Genomic DNA, 15,611 nt, shown 5'->3' with positions numbered 1-15,611 from the left:
CGCTGGAAGTGGGGCGCATTATAAGGGGATTCGGAAGGGCGTCAACCTTTAATTTCAAGAAACCTTAATATCGCTGAAAAGCAAAGCAGGGAGGCCTGGCGGCCTCCCTGCTCTTATGTAGCACCAGCTGTTTCTAGAGCACCCCGGCCTCGCGCAAGCGCTGCACCTCACCTGCCTCCAGCCCCAGCACTTCCCCCAGTACCGCCTCGGTATGCTCACCCAGCAGCGGCGGCGCCCGTCGATACTCCACCGGCGTCTCCGACAACCGTATAGGGCTGGCTACCTGCGGCACGCTACCCGCCAATGGATGCGGAATGTTCACCGCCAGCCCACGCGCCAGCACCTGTGGGTCCTGGAACATCTGCGCCAGGTCATTGATAGGCCCGCACGGCACCCCAGCAGCCTCCAGCTGGGCAACCCATTCGGCGGTTGTCTTGAACACCGTGGCCTGGCGAATCAGTGGAATCAGCTCGACCCTGTTGGCCACCCGCTGCTTATTAGTAAGGAAACGTGGATCGTCCGCCCATTGTGGCTGCCCGGCCACTTCTGCGAACTTGCGGAACTGGCTGTCGTTGCCCACGGTAAGAATGAAGTCGCCGTCCGCCGTAGGGAAGTCCTGGTAGGGCACTATATTAGGGTGCGCGTTGCCCAGGCGCCGAGGCGGGTTGCCTGTGGTCAGGTAATTCATGGCCTGGTTAGCCAGGCAGGCTACTTGTACATCGAGCAACGCCATGTCGACATGCTGACCCACCCCGGTCTGCTCCCGATGGGCAAGGGCGGCAAGCATGGCTACCGTTGAGTACAGCCCGGTAAGGATGTCGGTAAGCGCCACACCCACCTTGACCGGCCCCGCGCCTTCCTCACCCTCCGGGCGGCCAGTCAGGCTCATCAGCCCACCCAGCCCCTGGATCATGAAGTCATAACCCGCACGCTTGGCATACGGCCCGGTCTGGCCGAAACCGGTAATGGAGCAATAGACAAGCTGTGGGTTGATCGCCTTCAGACTCTGGTAGTCCAGCCCATAGGCCGCCAAACCACCCACCTTGAAGTTCTCGATGACAATATCGGACTTCGCTGCCAACTCACGCACCAGGCGCTGCCCTTCAGGCCGGGTGAAATCGATGGTCACCGAACGCTTGTTACGGTTGGCCGACAGGTAGTAAGCCGCCTCACTGGTGTTTTCACCCCCGGCATCCTTGAGGAAGGGCGGTCCCCACGCGCGGGTATCGTCACCACTGCCCGGGCGCTCCACCTTTATAACGTCAGCACCCAGGTCAGCGAGAATCTGGCCAGACCAAGGGCCGGCCAACACGCGCGAAAGGTCCAGCACCCGCAGATGTGATAGCGCGCCCATGGGCTGGCTCCTTATTAATAGAAGGCCTGGATACCGGTCTGCGCACGCCCCAGGATCAGTGCATGCACGTCGTGAGTACCTTCATAGGTGTTGACCACCTCAAGGTTTACCAGGTGACGGGCCACGCCAAACTCATCGGAGATGCCGTTGCCACCCAGCATGTCGCGCGCCATGCGGGCGATATCCAGCGCCTTGCCGCAGGAGTTACGCTTCATGATCGAGGTAATCTCCACAGCAGCTGTACCTTCATCCTTCATACGCCCCAGGCGCAGGCAGCCTTGCAGTGCCAAGGTGATTTCGGTCTGCATGTCGGCCAGCTTCTTCTGGATCAGCTGGTTGGCAGCCAGAGGGCGACCGAACTGCTGACGGTCCAGGGTGTACTGACGCGCGGTGTGCCAGCAGGCTTCGGCAGCACCCAGCGCCCCCCACGAGATGCCATAGCGGGCAGAGTTGAGGCAGGTAAACGGGCCTTTGAGACCGCGCACATCCGGGAAGATGTTCTCTTCTGGCACGAACACATTATCCATGACCACTTCACCGGTGATGGAGGCGCGCAGGCCGACCTTGCCATGGATTGCCGGGGCGCTGAGCCCTTGCCAGCCTTTTTCCAGGACAAAGCCGCGGATATCCCCTGCATCGTCCTTGGCCCAGACCACGAATACATCAGCGATGGGGCTGTTGGTGATCCACATCTTGCTCCCGGTCAGGCGGTAACCGCCGTCGACCTTCCTGGCGCGGGTGATCATCGAGCCAGGGTCGGAGCCATGGTTAGGCTCGGTCAGGCCGAAACAACCGATCCACTCGCCACTGGCCAGCTTGGGCAGGTACTTCTGCTTTTGTGCCTCGGTACCAAACTCGTTGATCGGCACCATCACCAGCGACGACTGCACGCTCATCATCGAGCGATAACCCGAATCGATACGCTCAACCTCACGAGCGATCAGGCCATAGCACACGTAATTCAGCCCGCTGCCGCCGTATTGCTCGGGAATGGTGGCACCCAGCAGGCCAATTTCCCCCATCTCGCGGAAGATCGCCGGGTCGGTCTGCTCGTGGCGGAAGGCCTCGAGCACACGCGGGGCCAGCTTGTCCTGGGCGAACTGATAAGCGCTGTCACGCACCATGCGCTCTTCTTCAGTGAGCTGCTGATCCAGCAGCAGCGGGTCGATCCAGTGGAAGCTTGCTTTACCGGCCATGAGCGAAATCCTCGAAATAGGGGGTAGTTTCTTGTGCCTTTGAGCCTAGGCCTGATCGACCGCCGGGACAAACGAGGATTGCGCACCAATTAGTGATAATTTGTCACTTCGTAAATCGGTAAGCCCTTTATAAACAGCCTTACGAGTGAGGTTGACGTACATGCGCCGCAAGATCCCCAGCACAGCTGCCCTGGTTTGCTTCGAGGCAGCGGCGCGCCACGAGAGCTTTACCAAGGCTGCGCAGGAACTCGCCCTGACCCAGGGCGCCGTTTGTCGGCAGATTGGCGGCCTCGAGGCCTTCCTCAATGTGGAACTGTTCCGCCGTTCGCGCCGCGGCGTGAAGCTGACCGAGGCTGGTCTTTCCTACAGCCGCCAGGTTGCCGCACAACTGGACGCCGTAGAGCGCGATACCCTGTCGGTGATGGGCCAGCAGGGCGCCAGCGTGGTCGAACTGGCCGTAGTGCCTACCTTTGGCACCCAATGGCTGCTTCCGCGCCTCAAGGACTTCCAGCAACGCCACCCGGAGGTCACGATCAACCTCACCAACCGCACCCGGCCATTCCTCTTCGCCGACACCCCCTTTGATGCCGCTATCTATTTCGGTGATGCCGACTGGTCCGGCACCCAGTCGCACCGGCTGATGGGGGAGAACCCGGTCCCCGTCTGCAGCCCGGCATTGCTGGCTGGGCAGGGCATGCTCGAAGCACAGCGCATCGCCCAACTGCCGCTGCTGCAGCAAAGCACGCGCCCCTACGCCTGGCGGCAGTGGTTTGGCAGCCTGGGGATGAATGTGGAGCGCGACATGACAGGCCCGCGTTATGAACTATTCTCGATGCTCGCCCAGGCGGCGATACATGAAATGGGGATCGCGCTGATTCCCCCGTTCCTGATCCAGCGCGAGTTGGGGGAGGGTAGGTTGGTGGTCGCTAACAGGCATGCCCTGAGCAGCAACAAGGCCTACTATCTGATGATTCCGGAGCGCAAGGTGGAGTCGGCCTCGCTGCGCGCCTTCCGTGACTGGCTGGTGAGCCAGGCCCGGGCCTACACCGCAACAAACTGACCAAGTGCGACAAATTGACTCTGTAGTCAATTATTTTAAACACCTACAGATATATGTATTTGTCGCATATGCATAAACTGTTATGCCAGCGTGTAAACCCTCTTTAACCCTGCTAACCACGCGGCTTTGCGCGGTATTTTGCGACATTCACCGTGCAATAAGCGAATTGACCGAAATATTTTTGATTTTCTCTCCTAATCTCCCAATAGCCTATGTTTGACGGGCTGGAGCCTTACCGCTGCGACAAGCGGTCACAGGGTGACTTGTAGTTTTAACTTCGTTTCGCTCCATAACCGGTTGAAGGCCTCAGGGTTCGTCTGCAAAATGCTTCGCCCGCCCGGGATTCGGCGGGTCGGCGCTCCACAGCCGCCCCAGCGCACCATCCGAAGTGCGCTGGCTCTTACAAAGACAAAAGGTCACCGCAGGAGAAATAGTCGTGCACATTGGTGTTCCTCTCGAGACGCAGACCGGTGAGACAAGGGTCGCTGCGACCCCGGAAACCATCAAGAAACTGATTGGCCAGGGCCATCAGGTCACCGTCCAACGGGGGGCAGGGCTCAACGCCAGCATTCCGGACAGTGCCTATGAGGCCGTGGGCGCTTCCCTTGGGAGCGCAGCCGATGCCTACGGCGCCCAATTGGTACTCAAGGTGGTCGCCCCCAACGACCAGGAGCTGGCCCTGATCAACAGCGGCAGCCTGCTGGCGGGCATGCTCAACCCCTTCAACAGCGAGCTGATCGGCAAGATGGCCGAACGCGGTATCACCGCTTTCGCCCTAGAAGCCGCGCCACGCACCTCGCGGGCGCAGAGCCTGGACGTGCTGTCGTCGCAGGCCAACATCGCCGGTTACAAGGCCGTGCTACTGGCTGCCCACTACTACCCACGCTTCATGCCCATGCTGATGACCGCCGCCGGTACCGTGAAGGCCGCGCGCGTGCTGATCCTGGGGGCGGGTGTTGCCGGCCTGCAGGCCATCGCCACCGCCAAACGCCTGGGTGCAGTGATCGAAGCGTCCGACGTACGCCCGGCCGTGAAGGAGCAGATCGAGTCGCTGGGTGCCAAGTTCATCGACGTGCCTTACGAGACCGATGAGGAACGTGAGTGCGCTGAAGGCGTCGGCGGTTACGCCCGCCCCATGCCCGCCAGCTGGATGCAACGCCAGGCCCAGGCGGTGCACGAGCGCGCCAGGCAAGCGGATATCGTCATCACCACGGCGCTGATCCCAGGCCGCAAGGCACCCACGCTGCTCAGCGCCGAAACCGTTGCGCAGATGAAGCCCGGCTCGGTGGTCATCGACCTCGCTGCAGCCCAGGGTGGCAACTGCCCGCTCACCGTTGCTGACCAGGTGGTAAAGGAAAACGGCGTGACGATCGTCGGCCCGACCAACCTGCCGGCCCAGCTGGGTGCCGATGCTTCGGCGCTGTATGCGCGCAACCTGCTGGACTTCATGAAGCTGCTGTTCGACAAAGACGGCGCGCTGGTCATCAACCTCGAAGACGACATCGTCGCGGCCTGCCTCATGTGCCGTGATGGTCAAGTCGTCCGCAAGAACGGCTAAGGAGCACGACAATGGAAGACATGCTGATTTCCCATGGCATCTACAACCTCATCATCTTCGTGCTGGCCATCTATGTGGGCTACCACGTGGTGTGGAACGTCACCCCGGCACTGCACACGCCGCTGATGGCCGTGACCAACGCCATCTCTGCCATCGTGATCGTCGGTGCCATGCTGGCCGCCGCCCTCACCGTGACCCCTGCCGGCAAGCTGATGGGCACCCTCGCCGTGGCCCTGGCCGCGGTCAATGTGTTCGGTGGCTTCCTGGTCACCCGCCGCATGCTTGAGATGTTCAAGAAGAAAGCCAAGAACGAGGGGCAGAAGTAAGCATGAGCATGAATCTGGTAACACTTCTGTACCTGGTCGCTTCGGTCTGCTTCATCCAGGCGCTCAAGGGCCTGTCGCACCCGACCACGTCGCGGCGCGGCAACCTGTTCGGCATGATCGGCATGGGCATCGCCATGCTCACCACGGTTGGCCTCATCTATAAGCTGGGCGCCGAGCTGGCTACCGCGGGTATTGGCTACGTCGTCGTCGGCCTGCTGGTCGGTGGTACTGCCGGTTCGATCATGGCCAAGCGCGTCGAGATGACCAAGATGCCGGAACTGGTCGCCTTCATGCACAGCATGATCGGCCTGGCTGCGGTGTTCATCGCCATTGCCGCCGTGCTGGAGCCGCAGTCGATGGGCATCGTTGCCGCAATCAGCGACCCGATCCCCACCGGCAACCGCCTGGAGCTGTTCCTCGGCGCTGCAATCGGTGCAATCACCTTCTCCGGTTCGGTGATCGCCTTCGGCAAGCTGTCGGGCAAGTACAAGTTCCGCCTGTTCCAGGGCGCCCCGGTACAGTTCCCCGGCCAGCACAAGCTGAACCTGATCCTCGGCCTGACCACCATCGCCCTGGGCCTGCTGTTCACCTTCACCGGTCATTACAGCGCCTTCACCCTGATGCTGGCCCTGGCCTTCGTCATGGGCGTGCTGATCATCATCCCGATCGGCGGCGCCGACATGCCGGTGGTGGTGTCGATGCTCAACAGCTATTCGGGCTGGGCAGCCGCCGGTATCGGCTTCTCCCTGAACAACTCGATGCTGATCATCGCAGGCTCGCTGGTGGGTTCGTCCGGTGCCATCCTCTCGTACATCATGTGCAAGGCGATGAACCGGTCGTTCTTCAACGTCATCCTCGGTGGCTTTGGCGGCGATACCGACGCCGGCGCCGCTCAAGGCTCGAAAGAGCAACGCCCGGTGAAGTCCGGTTCGGCCGACGATGCCACCTTCCTGCTCAGCAACGCCGACAGCGTGATCATCGTCCCGGGCTATGGCCTGGCGGTGGCCCGTGCCCAGCACGCGCTGAAGGAGCTGACCGAGAAGCTGACCCACAACGGCGTGACCGTGAAGTATGCCATCCACCCGGTGGCGGGGCGCATGCCCGGGCACATGAACGTGCTGCTGGCCGAGGCCGAGGTGCCGTACGATCAGGTGTTCGAGATGGACGACATCAACGCCGAGTTCGGCCAGGCCGACGTGGTGCTGGTGCTGGGTGCCAACGACGTGGTCAACCCGGCGGCGAAGAATGACCCCAAATCGCCAATCGCCGGCATGCCCATCCTAGAAGCGTTCAAGGCCAAGACCATCATCGTCAACAAGCGCTCCATGGCCAGCGGCTATGCCGGCCTGGATAACGAACTGTTCTACCTGGACAAGACCATGATGGTGTTCGGTGACGCCAAGAAGGTCATCGAAGACATGGTCAAGGCGGTGGAGTGAAAACCGCCGCTGCAAACCAACTGATATAAAGGAAGCCCCGGTCAGATTCTGCCGGGGCTTTCCTTTTATTGATCCGGATCAACGGCTCTACTTCAAGGCTTCTCATACGACCATGGTCGTGGGACGGCAATGGGCTAAATCTCTAGACTGCGCTGCAGTAGTTTCAGTAGCCCGAGATAACAATCCATGTACCGTGATCGTATCCGCTTGTCCTCCCTGCACAGCAAGGTAATGAGTGCGGCTGATGCCGCTGGTCTGATCGAGGACGGCATGACCGTCGGCATGAGCGGTTTCACCCGCGCCGGCGAAGCCAAGGCCGTACCGCATGCACTGGCCGAACGTGCCAAGCAGTCGCCACTGAAAATCAGCCTGATGACCGGCGCCAGCCTGGGCAACGACCTGGACAAGCAACTGACCGAGGCCGGCGTGCTGGCTCGCCGCATGCCGTTCCAGGTCGACAGCACCCTGCGCAAGGCCATCAACGACGGCCAGGTGATGTTCATCGACCAGCACCTGTCGGAAACCGTCGAACAATTGCGTAACCAGCAGCTGAAGCTGCCGGACATCGCTGTCATCGAAGCCGTGGCCATCACCGAACAAGGCCACATCGTGCCAACCACGTCGGTAGGCAACTCGGCCAGCTTCGCGATCTTTGCCAAGCAGGTGATTGTCGAGATCAACCTCTCGCACAACCCCAACCTCGAAGGCCTGCACGACATCTATATCCCGACCTACCGCCCGACCCGCACGCCAATCCCGCTTGTCAAGGTCGATGACCGCATCGGCAGCACCGCCATTCCGATCGACCCGGCCAAGATTGTCGGCATTGTCATCAGCAACCAGCCGGACTCACCGTCCACCGTACTGCCGCCGGACGACGAAACCCAAGGCATCGCCGACCACCTGATCAACTTCCTCAAGAATGAAGTTGAAGCCGGCCGAATGACCAACAAGCTCGGCCCGCTGCAAGCCGGTATCGGCAGCATCGCCAACGCCGTGATGTGCGGCCTGATCGAGTCGCCGTTCGAAGACCTGACCATGTACTCCGAAGTACTGCAGGACTCCACCTTCGACCTGATCGACGCCGGCAAGCTGAGCTTCGCGTCGGGCAGCTCGATCACCTTGTCCGGCCGCCGCAATGCCGACGTTTTCGGCAACCTGGAGCGGTACAAGGACAAGCTGGTGCTGCGCCCGCAAGAAATCTCCAACCACCCGGAAGTGGTTCGTCGCTTGGGCATCATTGGTATCAACACCGCCCTGGAGTTCGATATCTACGGCAACGTCAACTCCACCCACGTGTGCGGTACCCGGATGATGAACGGCATCGGCGGCTCGGGTGACTTCGCCCGCAACGCCCACCTGGCCGTATTCGTCACCAAGTCGATTGCCAAAGGCGGCGCGATCTCCAGCGTGGTGCCGATGGTCAGCCATGTCGACCACACCGAGCACGACGTGGACATCCTGGTCACCGAGCAAGGGCTGGCCGACCTGCGTGGCCTGGCGCCGCGCGAGCGGGCACGGGCGATCATCGACAACTGCGTGCACCCAGACTACCGCGCTGCGCTGAACGATTACTTCGATCGCGCCTGCCAGCGTGGCGGCCACACTCCGCACATCCTGCGTGAAGCGCTGAGCTGGCACGAGAACCTGGAAGAAACCGGGCGCATGCTGGCTAGCTGATGCAGATGGGCTGCACAGCAGCGCCTCCAACTCAGCTGTGACATCGCAATACTGGGGCCGCTCTGCGGCCCTATCGCGACACAAGGCCACCCCTACAAGCCTGTGCTACACAGTTGGGTCATCTACCTCGACATAAACTGTTCTACTGTACCGGTTTTGTGCCGGTCCCTGCCGTTCAAAACCTTCTCACGACCTTAAAATGCACCATATTCGTGCAGACCAGTACAGTTGCGCCATTTTCGAGTGCAACAGTAGGGTTACACAGTTAACTGAGCCATCGTCTTTCAACAGAACTGTATCTACTGTTATGGACAACAGAGGAGGATCATTGGCATCAGTTAAATCACTACCTAATCCCGCCATAAGCGGAAGGATGAAGCATCATGGAACGTACCCTCAGTTCCGGTCTGGTTTTTGAAAGCAACGCCCAGCAATCCAACGCCTCGCTGCCCCTGCGCGCACTGTCGACCCTGCTGCTGTGGCAGCGCCGTATGGCCAGCCGCCGTCAACTGGCTCGCCTGGACGGCCGTCTGCTGGCTGACGCCGGTATCAGCGAGTCGCAGCGTTACGAAGAGCTGAGCAAGCCTTTCTGGCGCTAAGCTCCGGCTTGCCGGCTTCGCTGGCACCGCGAATTCCCAAACCCGTTGCAGGTGACTGCGACGGGTTTTTTTATTTCCAGGCCGCGCGCTAGAGCCGTTTTCATGCTAATAGGTACAGTTTATAAATATTGAAAAAAAGCCAGTACAGTTATCTGGCGTGCCGTTCATTAACTTCCACAAACAACGGCGCGTGATACGCTTGGCTTAACAGTCTGTTGAAAGCCGCTGTTAAACGTACCGCGACGAGCTGTATGAGCGTCCGATAAACAGAACCACCCGATCCTAGTCCAGGAGTTCACCATCATGTCCCGTAAATACCTGATTGGCGCCGCCCTGATGCTGAGCCTGGCCGGCACCGCACACGCCACCAGCTTCGTTGTCACCACCGACGCCGTCGTTGGCGCAGTAGCCGCATCCACCGATGCCACTTCCGATATCTCCTCGTCTTTCAAAGACGACAAGATCGTGCAGGCCGCCCGTGACGACGCCGCCAGCTTCGTTGGCAGCCAAGGCGACATCCGCGGTGCCAAGCTGGAGAGCGCTTTCCTGCACATCCGCTCGCAGATGCCGGCCCTGCAGGCCAGCGACGCGCAACTGGCCCAGGCCATCCTGGCGCTCTGAGCCCGGCTGAGCCGTTCAGCTGTGCTGGTCACCCCCAGCACAGCCGCACCCAACTTTGCCGCCCACGTTCCGAGCCGTTGTAGAGCCCATGCGTTATCTGTTGCCGCTGCTGTTCTCCGTTGCCGGCATGGCCAGTGCCCATGCCATGGATACCACCACGCAAAGCCTGGTCATCACCGGCTATGTCACCAGCCAGGTCACCACCGCACCGTTTGATCGCAAGCTGGTTCGCCAGGCGCGCGACGATGCGGCTGCCTTCGTTGCCAGCGACGGCCAGATCCGCGGCGTGCGGCTGGAGGCCGCGCTGGAATCATTACGCCACAATTGTTCACAGCACGCCGTCGGCGACCTGGAACTGGCGCAGGCGATTCTCGTCCAATAACTACATCTGACTCCCTGTATTTTTTCGGAGATGCTCCATGCGTAAACCGCTGATTGCCGCTACCCTCGGCATGCTGCTGCTGGCCGACCTGGCTCATGCACAGACCTTGGTGGCCACCAGCAACATCATCGTGCGTGCCTTTGGCCGCTCGATCGACTTCACCTCAGACACCACCACATCCATTCGCGACTCCAAAGTGGTACGCGAAGCCCACGATGACGCCGCCAGCTTCGTCGCCAGCAATGGTGACATTCGCGGTGTCCAGCTCGAGGCCGCCTTCAGCACCCTGCGCGAGCGTGTGCCAGAAGCCCGCGGTGCCAGCGATCAGGTACTGGCTGAAGCCATCCTCGCGCTGTGAACCGCATACGTGCCTGGCTGCTCGGCTGCGTCCTGACGCTGCTCGGCACACCCGCATTGGCCGACCTGCAGCTTGAGCTGCAGGCATCCGGCCTTGACCCCCAACAAACCCAAGCCACCCAGGCCCTGCTCGACGAGGCCATGGGCAAGCTGCCTCCGCGCTTCAAGCAACAGCTGGACCGCCGCGTGCGGGTCAGCTGGAGCGACAACATGCCTGCCGACGCCTACGGCCAGGCATCGCTGGTGTCCACACTCGAACTCAACCGTCGCCTGCTGCCCGGCCTCACCGATGGCAGCGCCGCCACCGAGCGCACCAACCGCCCGCATGGCACGGTACGTGAGGAGCTGCTGGCCACCGTGCTGCACGAGCTCACCCATATCTACGACCGTGCCCGCCTGTGGACCGGTGCCGAGAATTCGCTGATTGCCCGCTGCAAGCGCCAGCAAGGCACACTGGGCAAGATTGGCCTGCCCGAAGAATGCCGCGGCCAGGCCGAGCGCCGCTTCACCCTCAGCGACGACCCGCGCCTGCTCGACCTGGCCGGCTGGCAGCAATATGTGGGCCGACGCGGGGAGCGCGAACAGCACAATGGCCAGTTCGTGCGCAGCCCCGACAGCTATGAGCTGAGCAGCCCCAAGGAGTACATCGCGGTCAACATGGAGTACTTCCTCCTCGACCCGAGCTACGGCTGCCGCCGCCCGGCACTCAACCAATACCTGCGCGAACATTTCGGCTGGGCACCCCAACAGGACACTTGCGCCAAGGGCCTGCCGTTCATCAACGCGGGCAGCGACTTCGCCCGCCAGCCGCTGGGTGAAATCGACCCCGAGCGGGTGTATGAAGTGGATTACCTGCTGGCCGAAGCCAACCAGAACCTGGTCAGCCGGTGGGGCCACAGCATGCTGCGCCTGGTGATCTGCAAGCCCGGCCGCCCACGCGGGCCGGACTGCCGCCTGGACCTCGACCAGAGCCTGGTGCTGTCGTACCGCGCCTTCGTCAACGACGTGCAGCTGTCCAGCTGGGACGGCCTGGTGGGTGTCTACCCCTCGCGATTGTTCGTACTGCCGCTGGGCCAGGTGATCGATGAGTACACCAAGACCGAACTGCGTAGCCTGGCGTCGGTACCCCTGAAGCTCAGCCGCGATGAAGTCGAGAACCTGGTGCGTCAGGCCGCCGAGATGCACTGGAGCTATGACGGCAACTATTGGTTCCTGTCCAACAACTGTGCGGTGGAGTCACTGAAACTGCTGCGCAGCGGCACCGCCAACCCACGCCTGAACGACCTCGACAGCATCATGCCCAACGGTTTGCTGGCCGTGCTCAAGGGCAGGGGGCTGGCCGACACCAGCGTACTCGACGACCCACGCGAGGCGTTGCGCCTGGGCTACCGCTTCGACTCTTACCGCGACCGCTACCAGGCCATGTTCGAGGTACTGAGGAAACAGCTGCCGATCAAGCAGGCCCTGGTTGAAGACTGGCTGGCCCAGGATGCCGAACAGCGCCGCCCCTGGTTCGCCAAGGCCGACCTGCGCACCAGCGCTGCGTTGCTGCTGCTTGAACAGGCCAGCTTGCGCCGGCAACTGCTGCTGGCCCAGGACGAGGTCAAGCAACGTTACCTGAATGCCGCAGCGCTGAAAGATGGCAGCATCAACAAAGCTGACGCCACCCTCAAGCAGATGCTCGCCAACAGTGGTTTCCTCAGCCGCCCGGCAGAGTTGCTCGATGCCAAGGGCTACGGGCTGCCACAACCCGAAGAGCGCAAGCACCTCGAGCAGGTCAGCAGCGAACGCCAGGCGCAGCTGCTGCGCTTGAGCACCAGCCTGGACAAAGAGGTGAGGGCGCTGCTGGAACCATCACGGGCCAAGGAAATTGCCGCGGTCGAGGCCAATGTGAAGCAGATCGGTGAGCATTTGCGGGCGCTGCATAAAGCTGCGGGTGGCCTGCAATTGTAAGCATGGCTGTGCCGGCCCTATCGCCGGCAAGCCAGCTCCCACAAATTCTGCACAGGCCTTGAATATTGCGCAGTACCTGTAGGAGCTGGCTTGCCGGCGATAGGGCCTGCAGCACCAGCACAATTGCTTACTGGCTTTCGCCATCCTCTTCTGGCAAATCCTCATCCAGATGCAACCACGGCAACCGGCTGCCCACCCAGATATGCCGGTTGGCCCGCACCCGCTCCGGGTGATCCAGCGTCGCCACCGTCACGTCGATCGTCTCAGGGCTGTGCGTGGTCACCAGCGCGACGTGCGCCCCACACTGCCCGCAGAAGTACCGGCTGCAACTGGCCGGTGCCACATAGCAGTTCGGTTCACCCGCCAGCCACACAAACCCCGAACGGGGCAGGGTGACCCAGGTCACAACCAGCCCACCGCTTACCCGGCGGCAAATCGTGCAGTGGCAGTGGGCAATGTCTGTCAGGTCACCCTCCAACCGGTAACGCAAGGCGCCGCAATGGCAGCCCCCTTCGGTCACATTCTGCATCACCTACCTCTCGTCGCCTTTGCCTCAGCGAAAGCTGGCTGAAAGCTTGCCCTCATAGGATAGCCGCCACTACCGGCACAAGACCGGTCAGCCAGGGCACCCGGTAAACACTGCGCCCGGCCCAATCAACAACAACAATGGTGATTCTGATGTATTCCTGTGCCCGCCTTCCTGCAGTACCCCTCCGCATGCTCCCTGCGCAGCGCCTGACGCGCTGATCCGCCCGAATAGACTTTCCTTTCGCCGCGCCACCCCTGGAGTATTGCCATGCTGACCTTCCTCGGCTTTGCCATGGTCATCACCTTCATGTACCTGATCATGACCAAGCGCCTGTCGGCCTTGATCGCACTGATCCTGGTACCGATCCTGTTCGCCCTGTTCGGCGGTTTCTCCGCCAAGATCGGCCCCATGATGCTCGAAGGCATCAGCAAGCTTGCGCCTACCGGCGTGATGCTGATGTTCGCCATCCTCTACTTCGCCCTGATGATCGACTCCGGCCTGTTCGACCCAGCCGTGCGCAAGATCCTCAAACTGGTCAAGGGCGACCCACTGAAAGTCTCGGTCGGTACCGCCGTGCTGGCCCTGGTGGTCTCGCTCGACGGTGACGGCGCCACCACCTACATGATCTGCTGCGCCGCCATGCTGCCTATGTACAGCCGCCTGGGCATGAGCCCGCGGATCATGGCCGGCCTCATCATCCTCGCCGGCGGGGTGATGAACATGACCCCTTGGGGTGGCCCGACCGCCCGTGCCGCCAGTGCGCTGCATGTGGACCCTTCGGACATCTTCGTGCCGATGATCCCGGCCATGCTGTTCGGCGTGGTGGCGATCCTGGCCATTGCCTACATGTACGGCAAGCGTGAACGTGCCCGCCTGGGCGAACTGCACCTGCCGACCGACGATATCGACCACAGCGAAATCACCGTTTCGCAATTCCCGGAGGCACGCCGGCCCAAGCTGCTGTACTTCAACGGTGCCCTGACCGCCGCCCTGATGGTCGCGCTGATCGCCGGCGTGCTGCCACTGCCCGTGCTGTTCATGATCGCCTTCAGCATCGCCATGATCGTCAACTACCCGTGCCTGCAGCAGCAGAAGGACCGCATCGCCGCCCACGCCGGCAGCGTGCTGGCCGTGACCGGGCTGATCTTCGCTGCTGGCATCTTCACCGGTATCCTGTCGGGTACCGGCATGGTCGACGCCATGTCCAAGAGCCTGCTGGCCGTCATCCCCGAAGCGCTGGGCCCTTACCTGGCGGTAATCACCGCGATCGTGAGCATGCCGTTCACCTTCTTCATGTCCAACGATGCCTTCTACTACGGCGTATTGCCGGTGCTGGCCGAAGCCGCCAGCCACTACGGCATCACCCCGGTGGAAATGGCCCGTGCGTCGATCGTCGGGCAACCGGTACACCTGCTCAGCCCGCTGGTACCCTCCACCTACCTGCTGGTGGCCCTGGCCGGCATCGAGTTCGGCGATCATCAGCGCTTCACGCTCAAGTGGGCAGTGCTGGTGTGCCTGTGCATAATGCTCGCCGCACTTCTGATGGGGATTTTCCCGCTGTTCAGTAGTCTTTAATACAGACGTATCAACTACGCGACGCGCCCTGACCGGGGCGCGTTGCCATTACCGCTCGAAGGAAATTACATGGAATGGCTGACCAGCCCGGAAATCTGGGTTGCCTTTTTTACCCTCACCGCGCTTGAGATCGTCCTCGGGATCGACAACATCATCATGATCTCGATCCTGGTCAGCCGCATGCCCAAGCACATGCAGCCGCGCACCCGGATCTTCGGCCTGGCCCTGGCCATGGTCACCCGTATCCTGCTGCTGCTGTCGATCACCTGGGTCATGCGCCTTACCGCCGACCTGTTCGTGGTGTTCGGCCAAGGCATCTCCGGGCGTGACCTGATCCTGTTCTTCGGTGGCCTGTTCCTGCTATGGAAGAGCTCGCAAGAGATCTACCACGGCCTGGAAGGCGAAGACGAAAACCCGGATGAGCCGAAAGGCGCAGGTGGCAAGTTCTTCTACACCATCATCCAGATCGCCATCATCGACATCGTGTTCTCGCTGGACTCGGTAATCACTGCAGTGGGCATGGTGTCCCACGTGCCGGTGATGATCGCCGCCATCGTTGTCGCCGTACTGGTGATGATGCTGTGCGCCGGTGCCATCAGCAATTTCATCGACAAACACCCGTCGCTGAAGATGCTCGCACTTTCGTTCCTGATCGTGGTCGGTACCGTACTGATCGCCGAATCTTTCGACGTGCACGTGCCGAAGGGTTACGTCTACTTCGCCATGGCGTTCTCGCTGGCGGTGGAAGCCATCAACATCCGCATGCGCACCGCCTCAGCCCGCAAAGAGGGCAAAGAGCAAGACCCGGTGAAACTGCGCAAAGACATTCCGGGTCAATAACCCCCGGAAGTGCAAAACAGAAAGGGCCCTTCGCAGGGCCCTTTTTTCATGTCTGATCGTTTTCAAACAAATGACAGCCATGCGAAGCTGGCGACAGCTGCGCAAAACAACTAAAGCTTTGAGTGAGCACTGAAAATTCTTC

General features: G+C 61.4%; 15 protein-coding genes. 12 read left to right on the top strand and 3 right to left on the bottom strand.

The window, feature by feature from the left end; translation table 11 throughout:
• Positions 1-133 precede the first annotated feature (133 nt).
• Positions 134-1,354: a CaiB/BaiF CoA transferase family protein gene (locus tag WF331_RS19005; protein ID WP_016497452.1), complete on the bottom strand. Its 1,221-nt coding sequence runs from the start codon at positions 1,352-1,354 to the stop codon at positions 134-136.
• 14 nt (positions 1,355-1,368) lie between these two features.
• Positions 1,369-2,550 (bottom strand): acyl-CoA dehydrogenase, encoded by a 1,182-nt coding sequence (locus tag WF331_RS19000; protein WP_016497451.1) that lies wholly within the window; start codon positions 2,548-2,550, stop codon positions 1,369-1,371.
• Between the two features lie 160 nt (positions 2,551-2,710).
• Between WF331_RS19000 and WF331_RS18995 the strand changes: the two genes are divergently transcribed.
• The 10 genes from WF331_RS18995 (at position 2,711) to WF331_RS18950 (ending at position 12,525) form a co-directional block, all read left to right on the top strand.
• Entirely contained in the window at positions 2,711-3,610 is a 900-nt protein-coding gene (locus WF331_RS18995; protein ID WP_016497450.1) for a LysR family transcriptional regulator, read from the top strand.
• Positions 3,611-4,046: 436 nt separating this feature from the next.
• The gene (locus tag WF331_RS18990) at positions 4,047-5,168 is read left to right on the top strand and encodes a Re/Si-specific NAD(P)(+) transhydrogenase subunit alpha (protein ID WP_016497449.1); all 1,122 of its coding nucleotides are present in this window, start codon (positions 4,047-4,049) and stop codon (positions 5,166-5,168) included.
• Between the two features lie 11 nt (positions 5,169-5,179).
• Positions 5,180-5,494, top strand: coding sequence for an NAD(P) transhydrogenase subunit alpha (locus WF331_RS18985; RefSeq protein ID WP_016484308.1), 315 nt, complete (start codon positions 5,180-5,182; stop codon positions 5,492-5,494).
• 2 nt (positions 5,495-5,496) lie between these two features.
• Positions 5,497-6,933 (top strand): NAD(P)(+) transhydrogenase (Re/Si-specific) subunit beta, encoded by a 1,437-nt coding sequence (locus WF331_RS18980; RefSeq protein WP_229609753.1) that lies wholly within the window; start codon positions 5,497-5,499, stop codon positions 6,931-6,933.
• A gap of 186 nt (positions 6,934-7,119) precedes the next feature.
• Positions 7,120-8,613 (top strand): acetyl-CoA hydrolase/transferase family protein, encoded by a 1,494-nt coding sequence (locus WF331_RS18975; RefSeq protein WP_049273105.1) that lies wholly within the window; start codon positions 7,120-7,122, stop codon positions 8,611-8,613.
• Between the two features lie 383 nt (positions 8,614-8,996).
• The gene (locus tag WF331_RS18970) at positions 8,997-9,212 is read left to right on the top strand and encodes a DUF1127 domain-containing protein (protein ID WP_016497446.1); all 216 of its coding nucleotides are present in this window, start codon (positions 8,997-8,999) and stop codon (positions 9,210-9,212) included.
• A 303-nt stretch (positions 9,213-9,515) separates the two neighbouring features.
• Positions 9,516-9,833 carry a DUF2388 domain-containing protein gene (locus WF331_RS18965; RefSeq protein WP_043198703.1) on the top strand — a complete coding sequence of 106 codons (318 nt, stop codon included), beginning with the start codon at positions 9,516-9,518 and terminating at the stop codon, positions 9,831-9,833.
• 88 nt (positions 9,834-9,921) lie between these two features.
• Complete coding sequence (locus tag WF331_RS18960) at positions 9,922-10,215, top strand: DUF2388 domain-containing protein (protein WP_016497444.1); 294 nt, start codon at positions 9,922-9,924, stop codon at positions 10,213-10,215.
• A 37-nt stretch (positions 10,216-10,252) separates the two neighbouring features.
• Positions 10,253-10,573, top strand: coding sequence for a DUF2388 domain-containing protein (locus WF331_RS18955; RefSeq protein ID WP_019473446.1), 321 nt, complete (start codon positions 10,253-10,255; stop codon positions 10,571-10,573).
• On the top strand, positions 10,570-12,525 hold the full coding sequence (locus WF331_RS18950; protein ID WP_340623202.1) for a DUF7844 domain-containing protein: 1,956 nt from the start codon (positions 10,570-10,572) through the stop codon (positions 12,523-12,525). The genes WF331_RS18955 and WF331_RS18950 overlap by 4 nt, the downstream gene beginning before the upstream one ends.
• Before the next feature lie 127 nt (positions 12,526-12,652).
• Here the strand turns inward: WF331_RS18950 and WF331_RS18945 are convergent, their stop codons facing one another.
• Positions 12,653-13,054: a GFA family protein gene (locus WF331_RS18945; protein ID WP_151325808.1), complete on the bottom strand. Its 402-nt coding sequence runs from the start codon at positions 13,052-13,054 to the stop codon at positions 12,653-12,655.
• 267 nt (positions 13,055-13,321) lie between these two features.
• Here WF331_RS18945 and WF331_RS18940 point away from each other — a divergent pair, with 267 nt between their 5' ends.
• Positions 13,322-14,629, top strand: a complete 1,308-nt coding sequence (locus WF331_RS18940) for a CitMHS family transporter (protein ID WP_016497440.1) — start codon at positions 13,322-13,324, stop codon at positions 14,627-14,629.
• A 69-nt stretch (positions 14,630-14,698) separates the two neighbouring features.
• Positions 14,699-15,469 (top strand): TerC family protein, encoded by a 771-nt coding sequence (locus tag WF331_RS18935; protein WP_016497439.1) that lies wholly within the window; start codon positions 14,699-14,701, stop codon positions 15,467-15,469.
• Positions 15,470-15,611 lie beyond the last annotated feature (142 nt).

The sequence above is a fragment of the Pseudomonas sp. YNh genome, from assembly GCF_037993085.1.
In the GTDB taxonomy this organism is placed as follows: domain Bacteria; phylum Pseudomonadota; class Gammaproteobacteria; order Pseudomonadales; family Pseudomonadaceae; genus Aquipseudomonas; species Aquipseudomonas putida.
The sequence above is the reverse complement of the archived record's forward strand: the minus strand, read 5'-3'. Positions and strand labels throughout refer to the sequence as shown.